This window comes from Microvirga sp. BSC39 (assembly GCF_000739015.1).
Classification (GTDB): Bacteria; Pseudomonadota; Alphaproteobacteria; order Rhizobiales; family Beijerinckiaceae; genus Microvirga.
In genome coordinates this window covers 61,897-81,837 of record NZ_JPUG01000055.1, presented here as the reverse complement: position 1 = coordinate 81,837, position 19,941 = coordinate 61,897, and the positions used below count along the sequence as shown (strand labels likewise).

General features: G+C 63.4%; 23 protein-coding genes and 1 pseudogene. 8 read left to right on the top strand and 16 right to left on the bottom strand.

The annotated features are described in order from the left end of the window. The first annotated feature begins 8 nt into the window (after positions 1-8). From MA07_RS08785 to MA07_RS08770, 4 genes and pseudogenes are all read left to right on the top strand, one after another. A complete protein-coding gene (locus MA07_RS08785) occupies positions 9-1,283 on the top strand; it encodes a phosphatase domain-containing protein (RefSeq protein ID WP_036347154.1) in 1,275 nt (424 codons plus the stop codon). A 123-nt stretch (positions 1,284-1,406) separates the two neighbouring features. After that, positions 1,407-1,982, top strand: coding sequence for a L,D-transpeptidase (locus MA07_RS08780; RefSeq protein WP_036349454.1), 576 nt, complete (start codon positions 1,407-1,409; stop codon positions 1,980-1,982). Positions 1,983-2,298: 316 nt separating this feature from the next. Continuing rightward, positions 2,299-2,556, top strand: a pseudogene (locus MA07_RS08775) (lysozyme inhibitor LprI family protein); the annotation flags it as partial. Positions 2,557-2,659: 103 nt separating this feature from the next. Beyond that, the gene (locus MA07_RS08770) at positions 2,660-2,884 is read left to right on the top strand and encodes a hypothetical protein (RefSeq protein ID WP_036349451.1); all 225 of its coding nucleotides are present in this window, start codon (positions 2,660-2,662) and stop codon (positions 2,882-2,884) included. Positions 2,885-2,913: 29 nt separating this feature from the next. Here the strand turns inward: MA07_RS08770 and MA07_RS08765 are convergent, their stop codons facing one another. The 5 genes from MA07_RS08765 to MA07_RS08745 form a co-directional block, all read right to left on the bottom strand. After that, positions 2,914-3,108, bottom strand: a complete 195-nt coding sequence (locus MA07_RS08765) for a helix-turn-helix domain-containing protein (protein WP_036349448.1) — start codon at positions 3,106-3,108, stop codon at positions 2,914-2,916. Between the two features lie 117 nt (positions 3,109-3,225). Then, positions 3,226-4,431 (bottom strand): murein L,D-transpeptidase family protein, encoded by a 1,206-nt coding sequence (locus MA07_RS08760; protein WP_036349446.1) that lies wholly within the window; start codon positions 4,429-4,431, stop codon positions 3,226-3,228. A gap of 175 nt (positions 4,432-4,606) precedes the next feature. Then, positions 4,607-4,885, bottom strand: a complete 279-nt coding sequence (locus MA07_RS08755) for a hypothetical protein (RefSeq protein WP_036349443.1) — start codon at positions 4,883-4,885, stop codon at positions 4,607-4,609. 5 nt (positions 4,886-4,890) lie between these two features. Beyond that, positions 4,891-5,271, bottom strand: a complete 381-nt coding sequence (locus tag MA07_RS08750; RefSeq protein WP_036349441.1) for a hypothetical protein — start codon at positions 5,269-5,271, stop codon at positions 4,891-4,893. 228 nt (positions 5,272-5,499) lie between these two features. Next, positions 5,500-6,198, bottom strand: coding sequence for an IS6 family transposase (locus tag MA07_RS08745; protein ID WP_036349439.1), 699 nt, complete (start codon positions 6,196-6,198; stop codon positions 5,500-5,502). Positions 6,199-6,245: 47 nt separating this feature from the next. On the opposite strand from MA07_RS08745, the gene MA07_RS08740 reads away from it, so the two are divergent. Continuing rightward, a complete protein-coding gene (locus MA07_RS08740) occupies positions 6,246-6,926 on the top strand; it encodes a 3',5'-cyclic-nucleotide phosphodiesterase (protein WP_081928857.1) in 681 nt (226 codons plus the stop codon). Between the two features lie 82 nt (positions 6,927-7,008). On the opposite strand, the gene MA07_RS08735 is transcribed toward MA07_RS08740, so the two are convergent. After that, complete coding sequence (locus MA07_RS08735) at positions 7,009-7,692, bottom strand: HAD family phosphatase (protein ID WP_052002971.1); 684 nt, start codon at positions 7,690-7,692, stop codon at positions 7,009-7,011. 211 nt (positions 7,693-7,903) lie between these two features. On the opposite strand from MA07_RS08735, the gene MA07_RS08730 reads away from it, so the two are divergent. Then, positions 7,904-8,800 (top strand): pirin family protein, encoded by an 897-nt coding sequence (locus tag MA07_RS08730; RefSeq protein ID WP_036349437.1) that lies wholly within the window; start codon positions 7,904-7,906, stop codon positions 8,798-8,800. A gap of 304 nt (positions 8,801-9,104) precedes the next feature. On the opposite strand, the gene MA07_RS08725 is transcribed toward MA07_RS08730, so the two are convergent. From MA07_RS08725 to MA07_RS08700, 6 genes are all read right to left on the bottom strand, one after another. Beyond that, entirely contained in the window at positions 9,105-9,422 is a 318-nt protein-coding gene (locus MA07_RS08725; protein WP_036349504.1) for a cytochrome c, read from the bottom strand. Then, positions 9,422-9,826 (bottom strand): hypothetical protein, encoded by a 405-nt coding sequence (locus MA07_RS08720; RefSeq protein WP_036349435.1) that lies wholly within the window; start codon positions 9,824-9,826, stop codon positions 9,422-9,424. Before MA07_RS08720 ends, MA07_RS08725 begins: the two co-directional genes overlap by 1 nt. Before the next feature lie 133 nt (positions 9,827-9,959). Next, entirely contained in the window at positions 9,960-11,555 is a 1,596-nt protein-coding gene (locus MA07_RS08715; protein WP_036349433.1) for an MBL fold metallo-hydrolase, read from the bottom strand. Positions 11,556-11,598: 43 nt separating this feature from the next. After that, a complete protein-coding gene (locus MA07_RS08710; RefSeq protein WP_036349430.1) occupies positions 11,599-13,500 on the bottom strand; it encodes a heavy metal translocating P-type ATPase in 1,902 nt (633 codons plus the stop codon). Between the two features lie 73 nt (positions 13,501-13,573). Continuing rightward, complete coding sequence (locus MA07_RS08705; RefSeq protein WP_036349427.1) at positions 13,574-14,158, bottom strand: NAD(P)H-dependent oxidoreductase; 585 nt, start codon at positions 14,156-14,158, stop codon at positions 13,574-13,576. Positions 14,159-14,189: 31 nt separating this feature from the next. Beyond that, a complete protein-coding gene (locus MA07_RS08700) occupies positions 14,190-15,026 on the bottom strand; it encodes a universal stress protein (RefSeq protein ID WP_036349419.1) in 837 nt (278 codons plus the stop codon). A gap of 179 nt (positions 15,027-15,205) precedes the next feature. Between MA07_RS08700 and MA07_RS08695 the strand changes: the two genes are divergently transcribed. Further along, complete coding sequence (locus MA07_RS08695) at positions 15,206-17,086, top strand: alpha/beta fold hydrolase (RefSeq protein WP_081928855.1); 1,881 nt, start codon at positions 15,206-15,208, stop codon at positions 17,084-17,086. A gap of 27 nt (positions 17,087-17,113) precedes the next feature. On the opposite strand, the gene MA07_RS30055 is transcribed toward MA07_RS08695, so the two are convergent. After that, complete coding sequence (locus tag MA07_RS30055; protein WP_160195407.1) at positions 17,114-17,266, bottom strand: hypothetical protein; 153 nt, start codon at positions 17,264-17,266, stop codon at positions 17,114-17,116. 83 nt (positions 17,267-17,349) lie between these two features. Beyond that, on the bottom strand, positions 17,350-17,547 hold the full coding sequence (locus MA07_RS08690; RefSeq protein ID WP_036349502.1) for a hypothetical protein: 198 nt from the start codon (positions 17,545-17,547) through the stop codon (positions 17,350-17,352). A gap of 264 nt (positions 17,548-17,811) precedes the next feature. Between MA07_RS08690 and MA07_RS08685 the strand changes: the two genes are divergently transcribed. Next, a complete protein-coding gene (locus tag MA07_RS08685; RefSeq protein ID WP_036349413.1) occupies positions 17,812-18,093 on the top strand; it encodes a hypothetical protein in 282 nt (93 codons plus the stop codon). A 31-nt stretch (positions 18,094-18,124) separates the two neighbouring features. Here the strand turns inward: MA07_RS08685 and MA07_RS27640 are convergent, their stop codons facing one another. Next, complete coding sequence (locus MA07_RS27640; RefSeq protein WP_052002970.1) at positions 18,125-19,096, bottom strand: M23 family metallopeptidase; 972 nt, start codon at positions 19,094-19,096, stop codon at positions 18,125-18,127. After that, positions 19,093-19,938, bottom strand: a complete 846-nt coding sequence (locus tag MA07_RS08675; RefSeq protein WP_036349405.1) for a DUF6544 family protein — start codon at positions 19,936-19,938, stop codon at positions 19,093-19,095. The genes MA07_RS27640 and MA07_RS08675 overlap by 4 nt, the downstream gene beginning before the upstream one ends. Between the last annotated feature and the right edge of the window lie 3 nt (positions 19,939-19,941).

The window sequence follows — 19,941 nt, the reverse complement described above, 5'->3', positions numbered from 1 at the left end:
TGAACGCGATGAGCCTCACCGGCGCAGTGAGGAAATGGCTGGGCGCATTGATCCGGATGCTGGGCATCGCGGCTCGGCCCGTCCAGGAGGCGCAAGGCGACCGAGGCGTGGTCATCCAGCCCTACCGCGGATACGGATCCCGCTCCGAGGTGTTCCTGATTGGTCGGGTGTTCCGGCAATCAAGCCCGAACTCAGAGCTCGGACGAGGAGCCCTCCTGACTAACTTACGCGACATCGGTCGGCGCATTGCCCGCCGCGCAATTCCCGATGCCATGGTGACCGCCCAGTTCTATGGAGCGGAGGAAACCGTCACCACCGACAAGGACGGCTATTTCCGGGTCCATCTCTCCTCTGCCCTGCCGCCCCCGCCGACCCGTTCGTGGCACACCATGGATCTGACACTGCTGCAGCCTCAGGCGGTTCAGGCGCAGGCTCAGATCTTCATCCCACCCGCCAGTTGCCAGTATGTGGTCATCAGCGACATCGATGACACGGTCATGCACACCGGTGTCGCCAACAAGCTCCGGATGCTCTGGCGCCTGTTCGTCGAGGACGCGCAGAGCCGGGTGGCTTTCCCCGGCGTCGGGGCCTTGTACCGGGCCCTGCACGCCGGCGCCTCCGGCAACCAGCAGAACCCCATGCTCTATGTCTCACGAGCCCCCTGGGGCATCTACGAGGTGCTGGAAGAGTTCTTCGATCGGCATGGTATTCCGGTTGGCCCAATCCTGTTCCTGCGGGAATGGGGTGTCTCCTGGAGAAGCCCTCTGCCGCGCAGGGCCGAGGACCACAAGCGCGAGCTGATCCACAACATGCTGGCGCTCTACAGTGACCTACCCTTCGTTCTCATCGGCGACAGCGGTCAGCACGATCCCGAGATTTACCGTCAGATTGTGGAGGAGCATCCCGGGCGGGTGCTGGCGGTGTACATCCGGAATGTCTCCCGAGATCTCACGAGGATCAGCGAGATTGAGGACCTCGCCAAGGTGGTGGCCGGCGCAGGCAGCGGTCTGGTGCTGGCAGCCGACAGTGTGGCAATTGCGGAGCACGCGGTGCACCTTGGTCTTGTTTCCCCGGAGACTGTCTCTGAAGTCCGGAACGAGAGAACGGCTACCGATCCGGCTGAGCCTGAGTCGCAGACCTACAGCGTTCAGAGGTCCACACCGACGAGGACGGCAGAGGCCGTCGCGCAGGGTGACTTGCAGGATCTAGTTGGGAGCGGGTCCGAGCCGATGCCGCCCAATGTAATCATTGAGGCGGCGCGGGAGAAGTCCAAGGAACCCTGATGGGATGGGAGTGTCCGCTGGCTCATGATGCCAACCTTCAGGTGATTGGAACCTTAGCCGTTCTCAGCAGTCATCCTTGTGCAGTGCTCTAACGCGGACCGGAGCAACACTGGAGGCTGATCGATGCGTAGAGCCATCTCATCCATGATTGCACTGCTCGGCGGCATCGTCCTTGCTGGTCCTGCGGGTGCTGAGGTGTCGATCGTGGTCGATAAGACAACCCAGCACATGACCGTGTCTGTTGATGGGCAGCAGCGCTATTCCTGGCCGGTGTCAACGGGCACGGCCGATTACTCCACGCCAGTCGGCGCATTCACGCCCTCACGGCTAGCTAGAGTGTATTACTCGCGGGAATGGGACAACGCACCCATGCCGCACTCGATCTTCTTTACCGATGCAGGTCATGCCATTCATGGCAGCCGTGCCACGACCCACCTCGGGACCCCAGCCTCACATGGCTGCGTGCGCTTGGCGCCCAGGCACGCGAGCATCCTGTTTGATCTCGTGATGGTGGAAGGGCCTAGGAACACACGGGTTGAGATCACCGGGATGGATCCGATCGGCACCGGACAGCTAGCGGGCCGGAATGGTGGAGGAGGTGACTACAGTCGCCTGACCAGCTTCGACCCGCTGTCCGTCGGAATCATGGCGGGCGATGACTTGCGTCGCTCTCGATCTGAAATCAGCAGAAATCCGTAGGCCGGCCCGCTGGAGCAGCATGGGAGCGATGCCGAGCGGGTATCGCACACCAGATCGGGCTATGGCTGTCCAGCGGAATCCGGCTGTGGATTTCCTCGGGCATGGCCTTAGGCCCCCTCACCCTCTGCCAACCTTGCTTCACAACAGATCCACATGACCGGGAGCCTCAAGCGGCGGGAGCGGTTCTCTCAGCAATCAGATGTTCGAGGATGGTCCAGTGCTCAGGAATGGCCTCCGCCTCACGGGGTTCTCTGCGCTGTTGATCGTAGTGGCATAGCAGCCTGCCGGGGCTGCCAGTTTCGACTGCTCCAAAGCCGAGGCTGCTGATGAGAAGGCTGTTTGTGCCGATCAGCAGCTGAACAACGAGGATGTCGAGATGGCAGTTCTCTACACCCAGCTCAAGCCGTTGCTTGGCATGGGTGCCCGCGGTGATATGGAGGACGAGCAGGCTGCCTGGCTCAAGCGGCGGGCGGCCTGTGGAGCCGACCGAGCCTGCTTGGGCAAGACCTATTATGATCGGATCCAGCAGCTGAAACGCGGCTTTGAGGCCCTCACCAAGCGTAGTCCTGTCTGACTGCTGCCCTTAACGAATATCCTAGCAAGATTGTGCTCATCACCGTCCCGTCACACTCGGTCTGCACGATGTCGTTCGCCGCTTATGGATAGGGAGATCCTCGATGACCACGCCACGGTTCACGGAAGAGGAAATCACGGCACGCGCCCGGCAACTGGCCGATGAGCAGGGACCTGGCTGGGAGGCGATCACGGCAGAGGAGCAGGTCGGGAAGGATACGGCTGAACTCCGGTACTGGCGGGAGTTGGCTCTGAAAGAACTTGAGGCCGAGGAGCCGACGGTCTTGGAAGTTGAGGCCAGCACGCCCAAAATGGTTGGGCTCGATTAGTCTCGTTGGTCGCGCCAAGTGAATGGGCTCTACACGATGCCCCAAGCACGGTAGCGGTTTCGGCCGATGAGCTCCCTTGGGAGACCGCCGCCGAGCTGGGCCAGCATCAGGTCGAAGGCTTTGGGCCTGACCTTCAAGAGCTTGGCCCCGAGTGGCACCGTCACCAGCGGGCGCGACAGGAACAGCTCGACCAGCTCCGGCAACTTGCAATAGGGTCGGGTCATGGCAGTCACCTCCGCTTATCAGCTCACGAGCGAGGATCAGCTGCTCAATATGTTTGCTGGCGATGACAAGCGCCTCCTCATGCACCTGACAGGTGCCTTAAGTGGCAATAACCGCGGTCAACGCTGCATTGCCAAGCGGGCGGGCACGATCTGCTGTGCTCCTAACATCACCGGCTGGTCATGGGTGAGGCTCACCGTTGCGACACCGACAGGGGCGGACGTGAACAGCGACTGCAACTCCTTCAACCACATGGACGGGCCGTTCAGTGGTGCTATTGGCTGCGGCTGCTCTCCCGTACCTGAAGAAGCGATAGCCTTCACCTCGTTAGCTGAGGGTGCGCAGGTCCCTGTCCCTAGACACGTCAGCTGTGTCGCACGAGCCGGCGTGATCACACGCTCCAGTCCGGCATAGGCCAGAGCCTCGGGACGGCTCACCTCACCCAGCGAGACGCCGCGGCGCCAGAGGGCGGTGAAGGATGGGTGCTGCCCGCCATCGGCATAGGTGGTCCGGATGGCTGCTCTGCCCTCTTCCAGTAACACGGCCATGTGATCGTCTTCCATGGCCCGGTAGGCCAGCACCTCTGCTTCCGTCTCGGGGCTCTTGGCCGGCCGGAACGTATATCGCCCGGCCGAGACGCTCACGGCCAGTTCTTCCCCGGTTGCCTCGAAGCGATCAGAGCCCTCCTTGAGCTGGCGCCAGAACGCAATGTTCGGGTCCAATCGATGCCGAACGATGTTTTCTGCCGTCATGCGAAATGGATAGGCTTGCAGCTGGACGGCCCTCTGGCCACCCCTGAACGCCTCCCGCACAAGAGCATAGATCTCCGACATCGCCGTATCCGTCATGGCATAGCAGCCGGCGGAGGAGCATGTTCCGTGAACCATCAAGGCGGACCCAGTGCTCCCATGAGCCCGGTCGTAGGCATTGGGAAAGCCGGTGTCGAAGGAGAGATAGTGCTTGGACTTCGGGTTCATTTGGGAGGCCGTGACGGCGTAGAAGCCTTCTGGCGTCTGCCGGTCGCCCTCCTTGCGCTTGGGACCCAATTGGCCTGACCAGCGGCAGATCGGGAATGTATTGAGGCGAACATACCGGCCGCCCGTGTTGCGCTTCCAGACTTCCAACTCCGCTTCCTTCTTGTAGATGCGGATCAGCATCGGGGCTGCGGGAGAGGTGTTCTTCCCCTTCATCAGAGCCACCGTTGCGGAAGGAATGGGAGCTTCGTGCTTCGGATATCCAGGCGCAGCCTGCACGGCCTGACCCATCAGGGCAGCGGCCATGAGGGTCAAGACGGGCAGATGTGTACATCTGAGCATGGAGATCATGAGCGGCTTTCGGCTGCGGGGCACAAAGGACCCCGATCACGTGAGCAAAAGGAGGATCAGCCCTTCGCAGGCAATTGCGGCAACAAGTGGCTGGCGCTGAACCCGGAGAACCCGATGAAGCAGGTTGGGGATGATAAGGATCCAAGGGCAGCCGCCATGGAGGTTCACTTGGTCTCTAGCGGAATGCCAACCCCGCCTGGCCGGGCGGCTCCCACTGGATGGGCTTGTAGGCCTTACCCCTTAGCTTCGCGTCGTCCCAGATCTTATCGACGTATCCCGCATCGGCGAGAATGATAGCGTCGAGCCGGGCAGCCCGGTTGATGTCCACGTTGGTCTTGCCGGTCCGGAGGCGCTCGTCATCCTTCCGGGACAGCTTGGTGACGAACGTCACGACGAGGCCGGGCGCACCCTCGACCTCGTAGGCGTTGAACAGAGCGAAGCCGTCCGGCCTCACGTCGATCAGGTGCTCCTTGAATGCGAACCCGTTGTTCTGGGCGTGGGCCCTGATGGCGGCGAGGGGGTCTGGCCATAGACCAAGCTTAGGAGATCGGCAGGCTTCCCGTCGGCGGTGCCGCCCCATGTCTTCTCGGCGTAGACGATCCGCTTCGTCTCCGGGTCCGCGGCAACGGAGAGCCTGTTGCCGTCGGGCAGCTTCCATCGCCGCGCTTCGTGCGAACCCACGCTCTGGGAGGGACGCGGTCTTGCATCGATCTTAGAGGCCGACAAGACGTGCTCACCGACCTTGGTCGCTGACAAGGATTGCGCCCGGGCACTGGTGGCGAACAGCACGCCCGCAGCGACCGCGATCGCGACAGTGGCCTTGCGTTCAAGTCGTTGCATGAGGCCCCTGGGATTCCATTCTGCCCGGAAAATACGGAGCGAGCCGCTTGGGCGTCAACCAGGGTGTGCCGCCAGCGCATCCGTGTGGCAGACGGTGCCGCATGCCTGCAACACGATCCTATGCCGGGCAGAGAAACTCCACCGCTAGTTCTAGCACCTTTCCAGCTGTCATGGGGGCTCCGTTGCAGTAACTTTCTAAGGGCACAACGAACCCAGTCGAATAGACGCTCAGGCAGCAAGACCGAAGAGCTGGTTAATGAGACGGATTTCGCCTGTCACGCCGGGCTGTGTCGGGGCGCAATGGCCACGACGGATCATCCGCATCATCTCGAAGCCCTTGATTGTCGCACGCGCCGTTTTCATGCTCTGGAAGCCGCGAGTCGGCCGAATCACGCGTTTGAGCGCGCCGTGATCCGCCTCAATAATGTTGTTCAAGTATTTCGATGTCCGATGCACGCGCTCTTTGGGCAGAAGGCCTTCATTCTGCAGGCGCTGGATCGCTTTTGGGTAAGAGGCCAGCTTGTCCGTCGTGAGGGATGTTGGCGGATGATCGCCCATCGTCTTCACCGCCTTGCGCAGGAAGCGATACGCCGCTCTCGTGTTGCGGCGTTCTGACAGCATGAAGTCGATCAGTTGCCCGTGCTTGTCGACGGCACGGAACAAGTACTTCCATTTCCCGCCAACCCGCACATAAGTCTCGTCTACGCGCCATGAACCCGAGCGAGGCCCCTGGTACGGACGAAGCCGCTTCTCAAGCTCTGGCGCATAGCGTTGAACCCAGCGGAAGATCGTGGATGGGTCAACGTTGACGCCGCGCTCCTGCATCATCTCAGCCAGATCGCGGTAGCTGATGCCGTACTTGCAATACCAGCGCACGCACAGCAGGATGATCTCGACCGGAAAGCGTCGGCGCTTGAACAGAGACAACAGAGCGGCTCCTCGACTGGCCGCCCTTCATTAAACTGCCAAGGTTGATGCAACGGAGCCACCATGTGCAGGGGCTGGTGATCGCATCACCCGATGACAGCAACAAGACCATCTATGGCCTGCCATCGGTGAGTGCGGAGATTGAGCAGAACTACTTCAACTGGAAGGCTTGGCCCAACATGCTCGACCGTGGCCAGCAGCCGCAGCTGAAGAAGTATCACCTGGAGGATCTAAAGCCTGGGGAGGCTAAGGACCTTGCTGGAACCAGGATGACCGTCACCCCCTTCCCGCTCAACCATGCAGGAGCCGAATCCACCGCCTTCCTCATCGAAAGCGGAGACGATGCTATCCTGTGTTTTGGGGATACCGGACCTGACGAGGTCCAGAAGGCTTCCAATATGCAGAACATCTGGAAGGCCATCTCCGACAAGGTGAGGCAGCAGAAGCTTAAGGCCATCATTCTGGAGACGTCATACACTAACGACCGGCCGGACAATCTGCTATTCGGGCATCTGACGCCGAAATGGGTCCACAAGACTCTGCATGTTCTGGATCAGGAGGCTGGCGGCAATGCCTTGAAGGGGCTGCCGGTCGTCGTGAGCCATATCAAATACCCATTGACTGACGAGCAGCCTCAGGTGGCAATCCGCCAAGAACTGGAGGCTGGCAACGATCTCGGTGTTCAGTTCGTGATCCCGGAACAGGGTGCACTTTACCATTTCCAGTAAGGTGATGAACGTGTGTCGCCTCCGCGCCAAGTAAGGGACGGGCCATCGATTTCCCCGTGTGTGCCCACCGGGATCATCGTGTTCAAGCCGCAGATCGGAGAAGATCCTGGACTGCCGGCTCAAGCGCGGTGATGGGCTGGATGCCGGGTGGGAACTCCAGCACTCGATCCTCCGGCCAGGCGATGATGTGGGTTCCAGCCGCAAGGGCGGCCTGCGCTCCGGTTGGGCTGTCTTCGATGGCAATACACTGCTGAGGCTTAAGCCCGAGAAGCGTCGCCGCCCGCTCATAAGGCTCAGGGTCAGGCTTACCCCACACCACGTCATTGATCGACACCGAGATGAAGCCGGGCGTTTCCAGGCCCAGCACCCGGATGTTAGCGTTCACCACGATCCGGTCTGAATTCGACACAAGAGCTTGCCGGAGCCCCGACTGCTCGAACATCCGCCAGACCTCCAGCGCGCCGGGCCGCACCGCGATCTCTGCTGCATGGGCGGTGTAGTAGCTGTATTTCAGCTGGCGCCATTGGTCGAAGCTCATCGACAAGCCGAAGGTCTGCCGGCACTTCTCGTAGACGACCTTCGCCGCCCGGCCGACGATCTCATGATGAAACTCATCGGGCACCTCCACCCCTTCGGTTGCCAGGGCATGGCGAAGGGCTCGAAAGTGCATGTCCTCGCTCAGGAGCAGGGTGCCATCGATGTCCCACAGCACGGCACGAAACGGATGCTGTCCTGGCCTAACTCCGCTGGGATATTCGTTTGTCATAGGATCATCTCCATCGTGGGCTGGGATTGCGGACGCCGCATATGCTGTCTCATTGGGGGGAACCCACACAGCTCCAAGCGTCAGGTTAGGAGGTATGGCCGCTCATCTATCTGTTTCAATGATCCTATAGCATCGCTAGGCCACATTTCAGCCCGCATGAGGGCCAACCATCCTAACTGGGCTGCAGTTTGGGCTTGGCGTGGAGGGTCGGATGCTGGATCTGGTGATTGGCGCAAGGCGCAAGGATCTCGGCGGCTTCGAAGTCGGTCGCGTGCTGCCGTTCATGCGGCGGCGCATGGTCGGGCCGTTCATCTTCTTCGACCATATGGGCCCCGTAGATCTGCCGCCCCATGTACCTCGGACAACCGACGTGCGTCCTCACCCGCACATCGGGCTCTCAACCGTCACATACTTGTTTGATGGTGAGATCATGCACCGGGACAGCACGGGCGCGCAGCAGGCCATTCGGCCCGGCGCTCTGAACTGGATGACAGCCGGCAGCGGCATCAGCCACTCCGAGCGGTTCGATGGCCCCATCCGGCAGAGCGGCGGGAGGGTGCATGGCATCCAGGCCTGGGTGGTTCTCCCGGAAGCCCAGGAGGAGATGGAGCCAAGCTTCATCCATCATGGCGCGGAGGACCTCCCGGTGTTTGGGGAAGCGGGTGTCTCGGCGCGGTTGATAGCAGGTCGGGCCTTCGGGCTGACCAACCCGGTCAGGACCCAGTCTCCCTTGTTCTATTTACATGTCGAGTTGCAACCTGGCGGCCGGATCGGCATCCCAAGCGAGTATCCAGAGCGAGCTGCTTACGTGGTAGCAGGCCGGGTTGAAGCGGATGGGCGGGACTATGGCCCGGGGCAGATGCTGGTCTTCGCCGGCAGGTCGGATCCGGTCCTGACGGCGCTTGAAGCCTCGACGGTCATGCTGCTGGGTGGGGAACCCTTGGGGCCACGGCACATCTGGTGGAACTTCGTCTCCTCGCGCCAGGACAGGATCGAGCAAGCCAAAGCCGACTGGCAGAGCGGTCGGATACATCTGCCTTTGAACGATGATCAGGAGTTCATCCCCCTACCAGAAGGCCCGAAGCCGGCTCCTGAACCGATGTCCTGAGCCGGATGAATTCCTGATTGGTGGGGACGTCTGAATAACGCACGTACGTGCCAGATATCAGAAGGGCATTGACTGCAAATCCCGATCAGAGCCGTTTGCGGCCGACGGCTCGAGCGGCGGCACATTGAGACAAGGCAATAGAAGGTCTGCTTGCCGGCGCATTCCAGAAGTTCGATCTACTTCCGGGATGTGCCAACCTCAGACCTTTGCTTGTAGAATGGACGTACGCCGATCGGTGGCGGGCGATGAAAAACTCCGACCTGAGCGGCTAGTCTCCTGCTTGTCGTGCGTCAGAACGCGCGGACTAACCCTGGATGGAGTTCAGGTAGGCGAGCAGGTCGTTGATTTGCGCCGGGTCGAGTTGGAACTGCGGCATGGAGGGATGTCCCGTCGTGATACCTTCGGCGAAGGCTTCCGCCAGATCCTCGATGGCATAGCGCGTGTGCAGGGTCCGGAAGGGCGGCGCTTCGGGAACGGGACTGGCACCCACGCGGCCGATGGCGTGACATTGGGAGCAATTCGTCTGCGCGAAGGTCTGCCCGCGTTGCACCCGTCCGGACTGGGCCATGGCCGCCGACGAGCCCAGCGCGAGTGCGATGCACAGGAGGGTGAGCCGCCTCATCATCGTTGCTCCTCCGATCCTGCGGTTTCTGCCGGCTGCACGGAGACGACCTGGAACGTATAGGGCTTCCCACCCTCGTCCTTGATGGTGACGTACTCGCCCTCGGCGATACGATGCTGATGCAGGTGGTAGCCAGCCTCCTCGTCACCAGGACGGTCCTGATAGTAGTCGATCATCCAGGTCGCGCCGCCAGCCCCGCCCGAGCGATGGACCAGGACACCCTGCCGCTCGCCCTCCTCGGCCCAGAAGCGGCGGACCCGGCAGTAAGCCCGCTTATCCGACCATTCCTTCTGGTTCAGGTGACCTTGTTTGTCGAGCGGTGCGGTGATCTCGTAGCCGTAACGCGAACTTCCTTCCGGAAACTGCTTGCTGCGGGCTAGATGGAGCGTGATGCGATGGAGCATTGATCTCTCCCGGTTATGTCCGCTTCTCGAACAGGCGGTGTAATTGTGGCAAAGCTTAGAGGGGAACGCGCTCTGCCACCTTGATCCTGATCAACATGGGGGACGGACTGCTGCCGCAGAAGCGAATCTGATGCTACGAGTGGGCTCCATCCTTCAGGGCATCCCTGATGCGCCGGATGACGACTCCCTTCGCCTTCCTGCCGGCCGCCGCCTCGATGGCATCGTTGATCGCGAGAAGCAGCTCCGCGTAGTCGTTGTGCCAATCGCGATGGCCGGCGCTCGCCGGCGGCAGGCGCTCCTCATTCCGCTCGATCCGGACCGCCTGGTCGCCCGCCAGATCATAGACATCGTCGATCTCCGGAATGATTGCGCCGAGCACGGGATCGAGATCAGCCAGGGACGATTGCAGCGCCTTGAGCGACGGATCCTCTCCGTGCACGAGGAAGACCCCGCGGCGGACTGGGAGGCGGTCGGAGAGCCAGGCCTTCAGTTCGGGCGCATCCGCATGTCCCGAGTAGAGGTCAAGCGCTCTCATGCGAGCCCGAACCTTGATCTCCTCGCCGTGGATCCGGACCTTCGAGGTGCCGTCCTGAAGAATCCGTCCGAGCGTTCCCTGCGCCTGGAAGCCTACGAAGAAAACCGTGGCTTCATCGCGCCAGAGCCACGCCTTGAGGTGATGCCGGATGCGTCCGGCCTCGCACATGCCGCTGGCCGCGATGATAATGTGAAAGCTGTGAATGCGGTCTATGGCCTTGCTCTGCTCTACGGTTTCCGTAAAGCGGACCCATCTGGACTCGAGCGCTTGAACCAGATCCCGTCCATTCTTGAGTTCGCCCGCATGCTGCTTGAAGATGGCGCTGGCCTTCGAGGCTAGCGGCGAGTCGATGAGGATCGGAATGTCCGGCAACTCGCCCGCTTCCATCAACTCCATGAGATCGACGAGGAGTTCCTGCGTCCGCTCGACCGCGAACGATGGAATGAGCAGCACGCCGCTCGGACGCGTCGCCGCGCGGACCTCGTCCCGTAGCATCCGGCGGCGGCGATCGATGGTGGTGCCGGCCCGATCGGTATCACCATAGGTCGATTCCAGAACGACGTAATCGAGATCGCGCGGTCCGTCGGGATCGGGCTGCAGAAGCTTGTGGTCGGGACCGATATCGCCGGAGAACAGAAGGCGCGTCGGTTTCTCGCCCTCGCCATGCGTCACCTGCATCTCGATGGAGGCGGAGCCGAGAAGATGACCTGCATTCCAGTAGCGGGCCCTGAACCCGGGAGCGATATCCTGCCATTGGCCGTAAGCCACAGGGCGGAACTGCTTGAGGGACGCGACGGCGTCCTCTTGCGTGTAGATGGGAGATACCGTCTCTCGTCCGCGGCGGCTGTTGCGGCGGTTGAGCTGGTTGACCTCCATCTCCTGGATATAACCGGAATCCGGGAGCATGATGGAGGCTAGGTCCACCGTTCCCGGTGTGGCATAGATCGGCCCGTCGAAGCCTGCCTTCACGAGCTTTGGCACTAGTCCACTGTGATCGATGTGCGCATGGGTGAGGCAGAGTGCATTGAGGCCGGCCGCGCGGAATGGGAAGTGCTGGTAGTTGAGCTCCCTCTCCTCTTTCGATCCCTGGAACATGCCGCAGTCGACAAGCACGCGGGCGGCGTTCGTTTCGAGCAGGAAACAGGAACCCGTCACGGTCCGGGCGGCGCCGTGGAAGTGAAGGCGAAGCGACAAGGGTTCTCTCCAGGTTTCGAGCGACGAGGGCAGAATCGCATCTTCATACCCTTCGGTCGAGCCAACCGGTTTGATCCCGGTCAAGCTTTCGGGAATGCGCTCGGGCCGGCTCGGGACCCCACAGTGCCCGCAGGGCATTGAGGATCACGGCCACGTCGATGGCCTCCTGGAGGAGAGCTCCCTGCACGGGCGTCAGGTAGCCGAGCGCCGCCGCGATCATACCGACCAGGGACAGGCCGATCCCGGCATACACACTCTGGAGCGCAATGCGTCGGGATCGGCGCGCAACCTCGATCGCAACCGGAATTCTGTCGAGGCGGTCGACCAGCAGCACCACGTCGGCGGCCTCTGCGGACGCTGCCGCGCCCTTTGCCCCCATGGCGACGCCGATATCGGCCGCCGCGAGCGCGGGGGCGTCGTTGACCCCATCGCCGATCATCATCACGGGGCCGTATTCCCTCCCGGCCTGCACGACGTCGATCTTCCGCTCCGGCGTGAGATCGGCATGAACGTCATCCAGGTGCAGGCCGACGGTGATGGCCTGGGCCACATCCTTGCGATCGCCCGAAGCGAGGACAATCCGGCCCATCCCAAGCCGCCGGAGACGTTCGATGACCTCGGCCGCTTCCGTGCGCAGGCGATCCGTCAGCACCAAGAGGCCGGCAAGCCGGCCATCCAGGGCCACCGCCACCACAACGCACCCGACAGGGTATTGACTTACATCCACAATTTCGCCCAGGCCAGCGAGCTTTTGGGCGAGATAGCGGACGCCGCCAACGATGACATGCCGGCCATCGACCGTTCCCTCCAGTCCCTCGCCGGGAACCTCCACCACCTCGGACGGAAGCAACAGGGCGAGGCCCCTCACCTGAGCTTCCCGTACGAGCGCGCGGGCAATGACATGTTTCGAAGCTTGGTCGAGCGAGGCAGCAAGCTGGAGGAGCCGTTCGGCCGGGAACCCTGCCGACGGCTGGATCGTCGTCACCTGCGCCTCGCCGTGGGTGAGCGTGCCGGTCTTGTCGATCACCAGCACCCGCACCCGCGCAAGCGTCTCCAGCGCTCCCCCGCCCTTGATCAGCACCCCTGCCCTTGCGGCCCGCGAGACGCCGGCTACGATGGCAACGGGCACGGCCAGGATAAGGGGACACGGGGTCGCCACCACGAGCACGGCCAGGGCCCGAATGGGATCCCCGGTCCAGAGCCATGCGCCCGCGGCAAGCGCGACCGTCACAGTTAGGAAGACCATGGCGTACCGGTCGGCGAGACGCGCCATCGGTGCCTTGGAAGCCTGTGCGGCCTCGATCAGGCGGATGATGCCGGCATAGGTACTCTCGCCCGCACGGTGCGTGGCGGACAGGTCGAAAGCATCGCCGACATTCGTCACGCCGCTCATCACGGGTTCGCCGGCCGCCTTCTCCACGGGCAGGGCCTCGCCCGTCAGGGCGGACTGGTCGAGGACCGCCATGCCGCCGGCGACGATCCCGTCGACCGGCACCACGTCGCCCTGACGGATGAGCAGGCGGTCCTGAGGCCTGACCTCGTCAAGGCTGACCTCCTCGAGTCGACCCTCCCGGTAGCGGACCGCCTTGCGGGGAACCCGCTCCAGGAGCGCCGTCATTTCACGCTTGGCGTGGCGCTCGGCGAAGCTCTCCAGGTACTGTCCGCCGGCATACATCAGCGCCACCACGACTGCGGCGAGATGCTCCCCGAACAGGAGCGCGCCGGTCATGGACAGGGCCGCGACGACATCGAGGCCAACGTCCCCGCGCCGCAGGTTGGCGACGATCTCTACGAGCAACGCGGTCAGGACAGGGATCGTGGCCACCGCCCAGATCGGTTCCATCCATGATCCGTATCCAGCAAGGCTCGCGCCGAAGCCCAGGAGCAGGCCCGCGAGCGGCAGGATGACGAGAACGGGGCGGATAAAACGATGGATGTCACGCATTTCCTGAACGCCTGGGAACCGAGGCCGGAATGAGCGCCTCAAAATCGTCCTCTCGACGACGGCCATTGCGCTGCTACCCGGCCTTTGCCCCAAGCTTGCGAAGTGCGGCGAGCCATGCCTTGCGCTTGGCATCGCTCATTCCCTCGATCATGCCGATGAGCGTGTGCCGATTCGGGCCAATGCCGACCAGCGAGAGAATGCTGCGCTTCAGGCTCCTGAGGCTGTGAGCGCCGAAGTACCAGCGATATGCGAACGCGGGCATGCCCATTGTGATGATGATCCGAGACGAGCGGCCCTTGAGGGCCGTCTTCCAGCTCACCTTCGGACCTGCACCGCCCGTCATGAAGGCCGGCCGGAATGCTTGCTCCATAAAGCCCTTGAGCAGCGCCGGCATTCCGCCGAGCCACAGGGGATAGATGATGACGAGGTGCTCGGCCCAGGCGAGCGCCTGCTGTGCCTCGGCAATGGCAGGCGACGGCAAGGCGCCTTCCCAGTCACTCTTCGAACGCAGCAGCGGGAAGTCGAGATCGGCCACGGGCACCACGCGAACCTCATGCCCTCCTTCGGCTGCGCCCTGGGCATAAGCGTCGACCAGCGCATGGCAGAAGTGTTGGCGGTCGGACGCCGGATGGCCCTGAATGATGGCAATGCGTGTCATGCCGACTCCTCCGACAGGGACAGCGTTCGGCTCAGTGCGCCAGGAGAACGGGGCGATCGGAGATCGTCAGCATGTCCAGGGTCGCGCCGCCGAACACCTGCTCCCGCAGGCGGGTGTGGCCGTACCCTCCCATAACGACAAGATCGGCGGATACGCCGCGCGCCTCATCGAGAACCACGTCCGCAACCCGGCGCCCCTGACTCTCGACCGCGGCAATCTCGGCCGTGACCCCGTGGCGGGCGAGATGCCGTTCGACGTCCGGGCCCATAAGGGCGTCGGCCTTGGGATCGATCATCAGGACGACAGTGCGATCGGCATTCCGGATGAACCCCAGCCCTTCGCCCAAAGCGCGAGCAGCCTCCCGGCTGCCGTTCCAGGCCACCAGAACCGTCCGAACGGGTCCCGATTGACGGTAGCCCGGCGGAACGACCAGGAGACCGCGACCGCTGCCGAAGAGGACGGCCTCGACCAGGTCAAGCCACACGGGAGTGTCACCCGCACCGTACGGACGGGTGGCAACGAAGAGGTCGGCGTAGCGGGCCTGCTCGGCGACCTTAATCGACATGGTACCGAAGGTCTCGTCGAAGCGGCGCAGCTCGGTTGGCACCTGAAGTCCGGTGAGCCTGTCGATCAGACGCTTGGATGTGGCATCGCCGTCCTTGCGTGCCTGCTGCTCCAACTCGGTCACGACCTGCACCACGGCAGCAGCGCCGCCATCGAACGGCATGGCGAGCGACAGGTCAGGGAGCAGGTTGGTGAGGATGCCGATCAGGTGGCCCCCTTCGCCGGACGCCAAGGTCTGCCCGTATTCCAAACGAATGTCGTCCTCGGGGCTGCCGTCCAGATGTACCATCACGTCCCTGATCATCGACTACTCCTCATTGACATGCCCAGGCGAGATAGATCCCTGCCGGGGGAGCAATGGAACCATGATGTAGTCGAAATCCCATATGATGCTTTGATTCAGCGCAACGCCCCGAGCCAGCGCACCTGCCAATGTGCGGCAGTCCCATGCCCTCCCGTGAGGGACAACGTCCGGAGCCTGAGATGCCCCCTCGCCGATCAGCGTCCCTCAGAAGCAGCCGCGGTCCCAGACGGACGTCGGAGGTTGTTCAGCCGCCTCCTGCCGCCGACAAGCCGGCAGCCGACAGCATCAGGGCGACGCCGCCGCCGAGGCCTCGGGACGACTGGAATGATGCCGAGTTGCACCAGCTCCGGGATTCCCTCGACCATATCGCCCATGCGGGGCTGGCACGCCTCACCGGCGGCCTATCTCCGGCGGCCGTGGCCGGAGCCTTCATGGACTGGGCTGTCCATATGGCGATCTCTCCCGGCAAACAGGTCGAACTCGCCACGAAGGGGGTCCGCGCATGGGGGCGGCTGGCGCAGTACGCAGCCCAATGTTCGGCAGCCGGGGGAACGGCCGAGCCCTGCATTCAACCCCTGCCCCAGGATCGCCGCTTCGCCGAGGCCGAATGGTGGCAATGGCCCTACAACGTCATTCAACAGGGCTTCCTGCTCCAGCAGGAGTGGTGGGACAACGCCACGACCGGGGTCGACGGCGTCACCAGGCAGCATGAGGCGGTGGTCGAGTTCGCTATGCGCCAGATCCTCGACATGGCCTCGCCGACGAACTTCATCGCCACCAATCCCGTCATCCAGCGGCGCATCGTGGAAACGGGTGGGCAGAACCTCGTTCAAGGATTGCGCAACTTCGCGGACGACCGGGAGCGGATCGTCCACGGGAAGCCTGCCGCCGGCACGGAGGCGTTCCAGGTCGGCCGGGACGTGGCCCTCACACCCGGCAAGGTGATCTACCGCAACCGCCTCATCGAGCTGATCCAGTACGAGCCCACGACAGACAGGGTCAGGCCAGAGCCGATCCTGATCGTGCCGGCCTGGATCATGAAGTATTACATTCTGGATCTCTCGCCCGAGAACTCCCTTGTTCGCTATCTGAGGGAGCAGGGCTTCACGGTATTCATCATTTCCTGGAAGAACCCGACCGCCGAGGACCGGGACTTGGGTATGGACGATTACCGCAAGCTCGGGGTGATGGCGGCCCTTGATGCCGTGAGCATCATCGTGCCCGCTCAAAAGGTTCACTCGGTCGGGTACTGCCTCGGCGGAACGCTTTTATCCATCGCAGCCGCGGCCATGGCACGCGACGGCGACAAGCGCTTGGCCACCATGTCCCTGCTGGCAGCGCAGGCTGACTTTCGGGAGGCGGGAGAACTTACGCTCTTCGTCAACGAGAGTCAGCTCCACTTCCTCGAGGACCTGATGCGCAGCCAGGGTTATCTCGACACCAGGCAGATGGCCGGCGCCTTCCAACTCCTGCGCTCGAACGACCTCATCTGGTCGCGGCTCGTGCGGCATTACCTGATGGGCGAACGCACGCCCATGAACGATCTCATGGCCTGGAACGCCGATGCGACCCGCATGCCCTATCGGATGCATACGGAGTACCTGAGACAGCTCTTCCTCAACAACGATCTTGCGGAAGGCCGCTTCCAGGTGGATGGCCGCCCCGTCGCCGTCAGCGACATCCGCGCGCCGATCCTCGCGGTCGGGACCGAGCGCGATCACGTGGCGCCGTGGCGCTCCGCCTTCAAAATCCATCTTCTCGCCGACACCGACGTGACCTTCCTGCTCACGACTGGGGGCCACAACGCCGGCATCGTGGTCGGAGCGGACAATCCGAAGGCGAGCTTCCAGACGTTGACGAAATCCGTGTCCGGCCACTACCTCGATCCCGATACCTGGACCGGGATCGCGCCGCGCTTCGAGGGCTCGTGGTGGCCGGAATGGGCGCGTTGGCTGGCTTCGCATTCCAGCGAACTCACGGAGCCGCCCTCCATGGGGGCACCGGGACGGGGATACCCTGCCTTGTGCGATGCACCCGGCACCTATGTGCTTCAGGCCTGATCGGACGCGGTGGCGACACTCTGAGCGTCAGGGGGTGATCGTCACCTTCACGATTCCACGGATCGTCGTGGTGGTGATGCGGATCAGGGCAACCTGCGGTCCCTCGTCCGGGATCGGCTTCCCATCGGCGGACCGACGACGTTTATCCCCGTGATCATCATCCTGACGCAGATCAAGCATGCAGCACTCCGGTGTCGAGCCTCGGGCCGGGCTTGCGCCGAACCTCCAGGCCCGGTGTCCCCAAGCTCCAGGGATCCCAACTCCTACCGGGGCTTACGAAAGCGGCTGAGGCTGATGGTCCACTGAGACGGCCAGAATGCCAGGATGGCGACCACGGCGGTGATCAGCAGGAGAGCTACCATTACCTGTGCGACACCGAAGATCGCGGCGTCTCGCGCGACGAACCAGCCTGTCACGATGCCTGCAACGACCAGAAGAATCCGGACAATCCAGCCAAACATGACTGCCTCCCTCCTCCCGGGCTGATCGTGGACCTCCTCCAAGTCTGGAAGAGCAATCAACCCTTCTGTCAAATTCACGCTGTTTTCGTGGAGGCGCCTTGATGCAGATCAAGGCTATTGACGGCCAGAAAGCCGACGAGGCCTCCAAGGTCGTATCCGATGACCGCAACTGCCAAGCTGCCCTGAGCCGACCAAAGTGCGTGCCTAGCGTTGCGTGGGCTCAGATGGCGCGAGAAACAGCCAAGATGACGAGCGGAGAGCCCCATGGACCCCTATGTCGAGCATTCCCGAATCCAGGACATGCCGAGTTCGGGTCAGGTCTATGCACCGGATATTCTTCCGAGACTTCAGTCCCTGCTGGCGGCTTTGGCCGACATCGACCTGTCGTATGAAAAGAGCCTCGAGGCCATCACCAACACCCCAACCGATGAGAGCCGCAGGGACGAAATGATCTCCGCCCTTCGGCACACGCATTCCGAGCAGCGCGCCCCATATGTCCGGGAACTCCTCGCGCTGAAGGAGCGGATGGAAGCACCGTTCGACTGATCCTCAAGACAGGAAATTCCGTCCGTGGGCGTCAGTCTTCTTGATCACCGAACGGGCGGCCGACCGTCACGACGTCGTTCCGCACCAGGAACCGCCTGCCGAAACGGATCGGCACGCCGTCTCCGGACAAGGGCGCATCGGCAGGACCGGGCCGCTGCGCATGGACATGCAGATGCGGCTCCCCGGTATTGCCGGAATTGCCCACCGCTCCGATCTCCTCGCCCATCGTGATGGCACCGCCGGGCTTCACTCTCACGCTGCCGTTGCGCAGGTGCGCCAGGAGGACCATGAATCCGCCGCAGCGCAGGATCACGTGGTTGCCCGTCGGGTTCCCACGGTCGGTATCCGGAACCCGCATGTCGGGTAACCCGTCCATGGCCGCCTCGACCTGCCCGTTGCACGGGGCGACGACGGGCCTGCCGAAGATCAAGTACGCCTCGGGTTCGGCCGGCTGAAGCGGACCAAAGGCGCCTGCCGCCGTGCGGAAGCCCAGCCGGTTCACCTGGACGAGATCGACCGCATGGCGTTGTCCCCGGTAGCGCCAGAGCCGGGGATCATCGGCCCAGCCGGCATGGGCGTTGACCAGCGCGGTCGAGCCGCCGTTGGCGACGTAGAACGCGCCGTCCCGCAGCGGGAATGCGAAATCGAGGATTGGATCGGAAGGTGGTGTCCGGCCTGCAAGAGCGAGCCCAGACAGAGCAGTTCCGAGGCCCAGCAACGCAAGAGCTGTGGCGCGCTCGGCCCACCGCCACCAGGAAGGCGGGGAAGATTGCCGTTGCCCCCTGAGGCGCCATGCCGACCAGGCGGCGGCGAACGCCAGCAGCCCGCCCAGGGCCAGAGGGGTCCACAGCGGCAGGTAGGTCCAGATCCCGGCGAGCCGCACCGCCAGCAGGAGCGCCGCTCCGGCCATCGCCCACAGGCCAAGATCCCAGGCCGATGCCGGACGCCGGAGGGCCAGCCAGAGGATGGCTCCCAAAGCGAGGACGACCTGCGCAAGCATCATCGAAAGCGCGCCTCCGTCACCCTGGCGCGGAAGAACGGGAAGTACGCGTCCGTTCCGAAGCCGTTGCCGCCGTCGATGCGGGTCGGGATCGTGTAGCCCGCGAAGGTGCCGGTCTCCTCCACCGTCGCGCCGAACGGCTGGTAGCGAAAGACCCTCTCCGGATTGGCGTTGGTCCAGCGCCGCATGGCAACAGAGAGCGGGCGTCCGCTCTCCGCGACTGTGAACTCCAGGGCGAAGCTCTCTCCCTCGTGGCGGAAGACTGCCCGCGCGCGGTTGCCGTCGACGGGTTCCCAGGTGACGCCGTTGGCCGGCAGAAGCGAGGCGGGAGCCCAGAGCGCCTCAGCGACGGCCCTGGCCCGAGCCGAGCGGACCAGATCGGGAGTTGCCTTGGTGCGGGCCACCGGAACCGTGTTGAGGAGCCAGAAGCGGGTCCAGGCCTGATCTCCGATGCAGGCGTCGGATCCCGAGATGCGGCCCAGCCCCGATCCGATCCGGGGCATCCAGACGAACCCGTGCGGCGGCGCCAGGATCTCGCGGGCCACCATAGGCCGGTAGTTCGGCCGTTCCTTGTCGCCCAGGCCAATCTCACCCACCATGTCGAGTTCGACCACAGTGCTGAGCGGCGTACCCGGGGCGATCGCAAAGGTGAAATAGCGCCGGGCCGGCTCCGGCAGGCCGGCGACCATGTCGGGCCTGAACAGGGCCGCAGGCCGCATGGCGCCGGCCGCGAGGGCGTCCCAGGCCCGTCGTGACTCGTGGTGATCGTGGCCCCGCACGGCCCAGGCTGCCGCAAGGCCGCCAACCGACAGGCCAGCCAACGACAGTGCAACGCGCTTGGGCATCTT

Bases quoted from the DNA above. Each gene is read 5' to 3' on its own strand.
- MA07_RS08785 (WP_036347154.1), top strand. From the start codon at position 9: ATGAGCCTCACCGGCGCAGTGAGGAAATGGCTGGGCGCATTGATCCGG.
- MA07_RS08780 (WP_036349454.1), top strand. From the start codon at position 1,407: ATGCGTAGAGCCATCTCATCCATGATTGCACTGCTCGGCGGCATCGTC.
- MA07_RS08770 (WP_036349451.1), top strand. From the start codon at position 2,660: ATGACCACGCCACGGTTCACGGAAGAGGAAATCACGGCACGCGCCCGG.
- MA07_RS08765 (WP_036349448.1), bottom strand. From the start codon at position 3,108: ATGACCCGACCCTATTGCAAGTTGCCGGAGCTGGTCGAGCTGTTCCTG.
- MA07_RS08760 (WP_036349446.1), bottom strand. From the start codon at position 4,431: ATGATCTCCATGCTCAGATGTACACATCTGCCCGTCTTGACCCTCATG.
- MA07_RS08750 (WP_036349441.1), bottom strand. From the start codon at position 5,271: ATGCAACGACTTGAACGCAAGGCCACTGTCGCGATCGCGGTCGCTGCG.
- MA07_RS08740 (WP_081928857.1), top strand. From the start codon at position 6,246: ATGCAACGGAGCCACCATGTGCAGGGGCTGGTGATCGCATCACCCGAT.
- MA07_RS08735 (WP_052002971.1), bottom strand. From the start codon at position 7,692: ATGACAAACGAATATCCCAGCGGAGTTAGGCCAGGACAGCATCCGTTT.
- MA07_RS08730 (WP_036349437.1), top strand. From the start codon at position 7,904: ATGCTGGATCTGGTGATTGGCGCAAGGCGCAAGGATCTCGGCGGCTTC.
- MA07_RS08725 (WP_036349504.1), bottom strand. From the start codon at position 9,422: ATGAGGCGGCTCACCCTCCTGTGCATCGCACTCGCGCTGGGCTCGTCG.
- MA07_RS08720 (WP_036349435.1), bottom strand. From the start codon at position 9,826: ATGCTCCATCGCATCACGCTCCATCTAGCCCGCAGCAAGCAGTTTCCG.
- MA07_RS08710 (WP_036349430.1), bottom strand. From the start codon at position 13,500: ATGCGTGACATCCATCGTTTTATCCGCCCCGTTCTCGTCATCCTGCCG.
- MA07_RS08705 (WP_036349427.1), bottom strand. From the start codon at position 14,158: ATGACACGCATTGCCATCATTCAGGGCCATCCGGCGTCCGACCGCCAA.
- MA07_RS08700 (WP_036349419.1), bottom strand. From the start codon at position 15,026: ATGATCAGGGACGTGATGGTACATCTGGACGGCAGCCCCGAGGACGAC.
- MA07_RS08695 (WP_081928855.1), top strand. From the start codon at position 15,206: ATGCCCCCTCGCCGATCAGCGTCCCTCAGAAGCAGCCGCGGTCCCAGA.
- MA07_RS30055 (WP_160195407.1), bottom strand. From the start codon at position 17,266: ATGCTTGATCTGCGTCAGGATGATGATCACGGGGATAAACGTCGTCGG.
- MA07_RS08690 (WP_036349502.1), bottom strand. From the start codon at position 17,547: ATGTTTGGCTGGATTGTCCGGATTCTTCTGGTCGTTGCAGGCATCGTG.
- MA07_RS08685 (WP_036349413.1), top strand. From the start codon at position 17,812: ATGGACCCCTATGTCGAGCATTCCCGAATCCAGGACATGCCGAGTTCG.
- MA07_RS27640 (WP_052002970.1), bottom strand. From the start codon at position 19,096: ATGATGCTTGCGCAGGTCGTCCTCGCTTTGGGAGCCATCCTCTGGCTG.
- MA07_RS08675 (WP_036349405.1), bottom strand. From the start codon at position 19,938: ATGCCCAAGCGCGTTGCACTGTCGTTGGCTGGCCTGTCGGTTGGCGGC.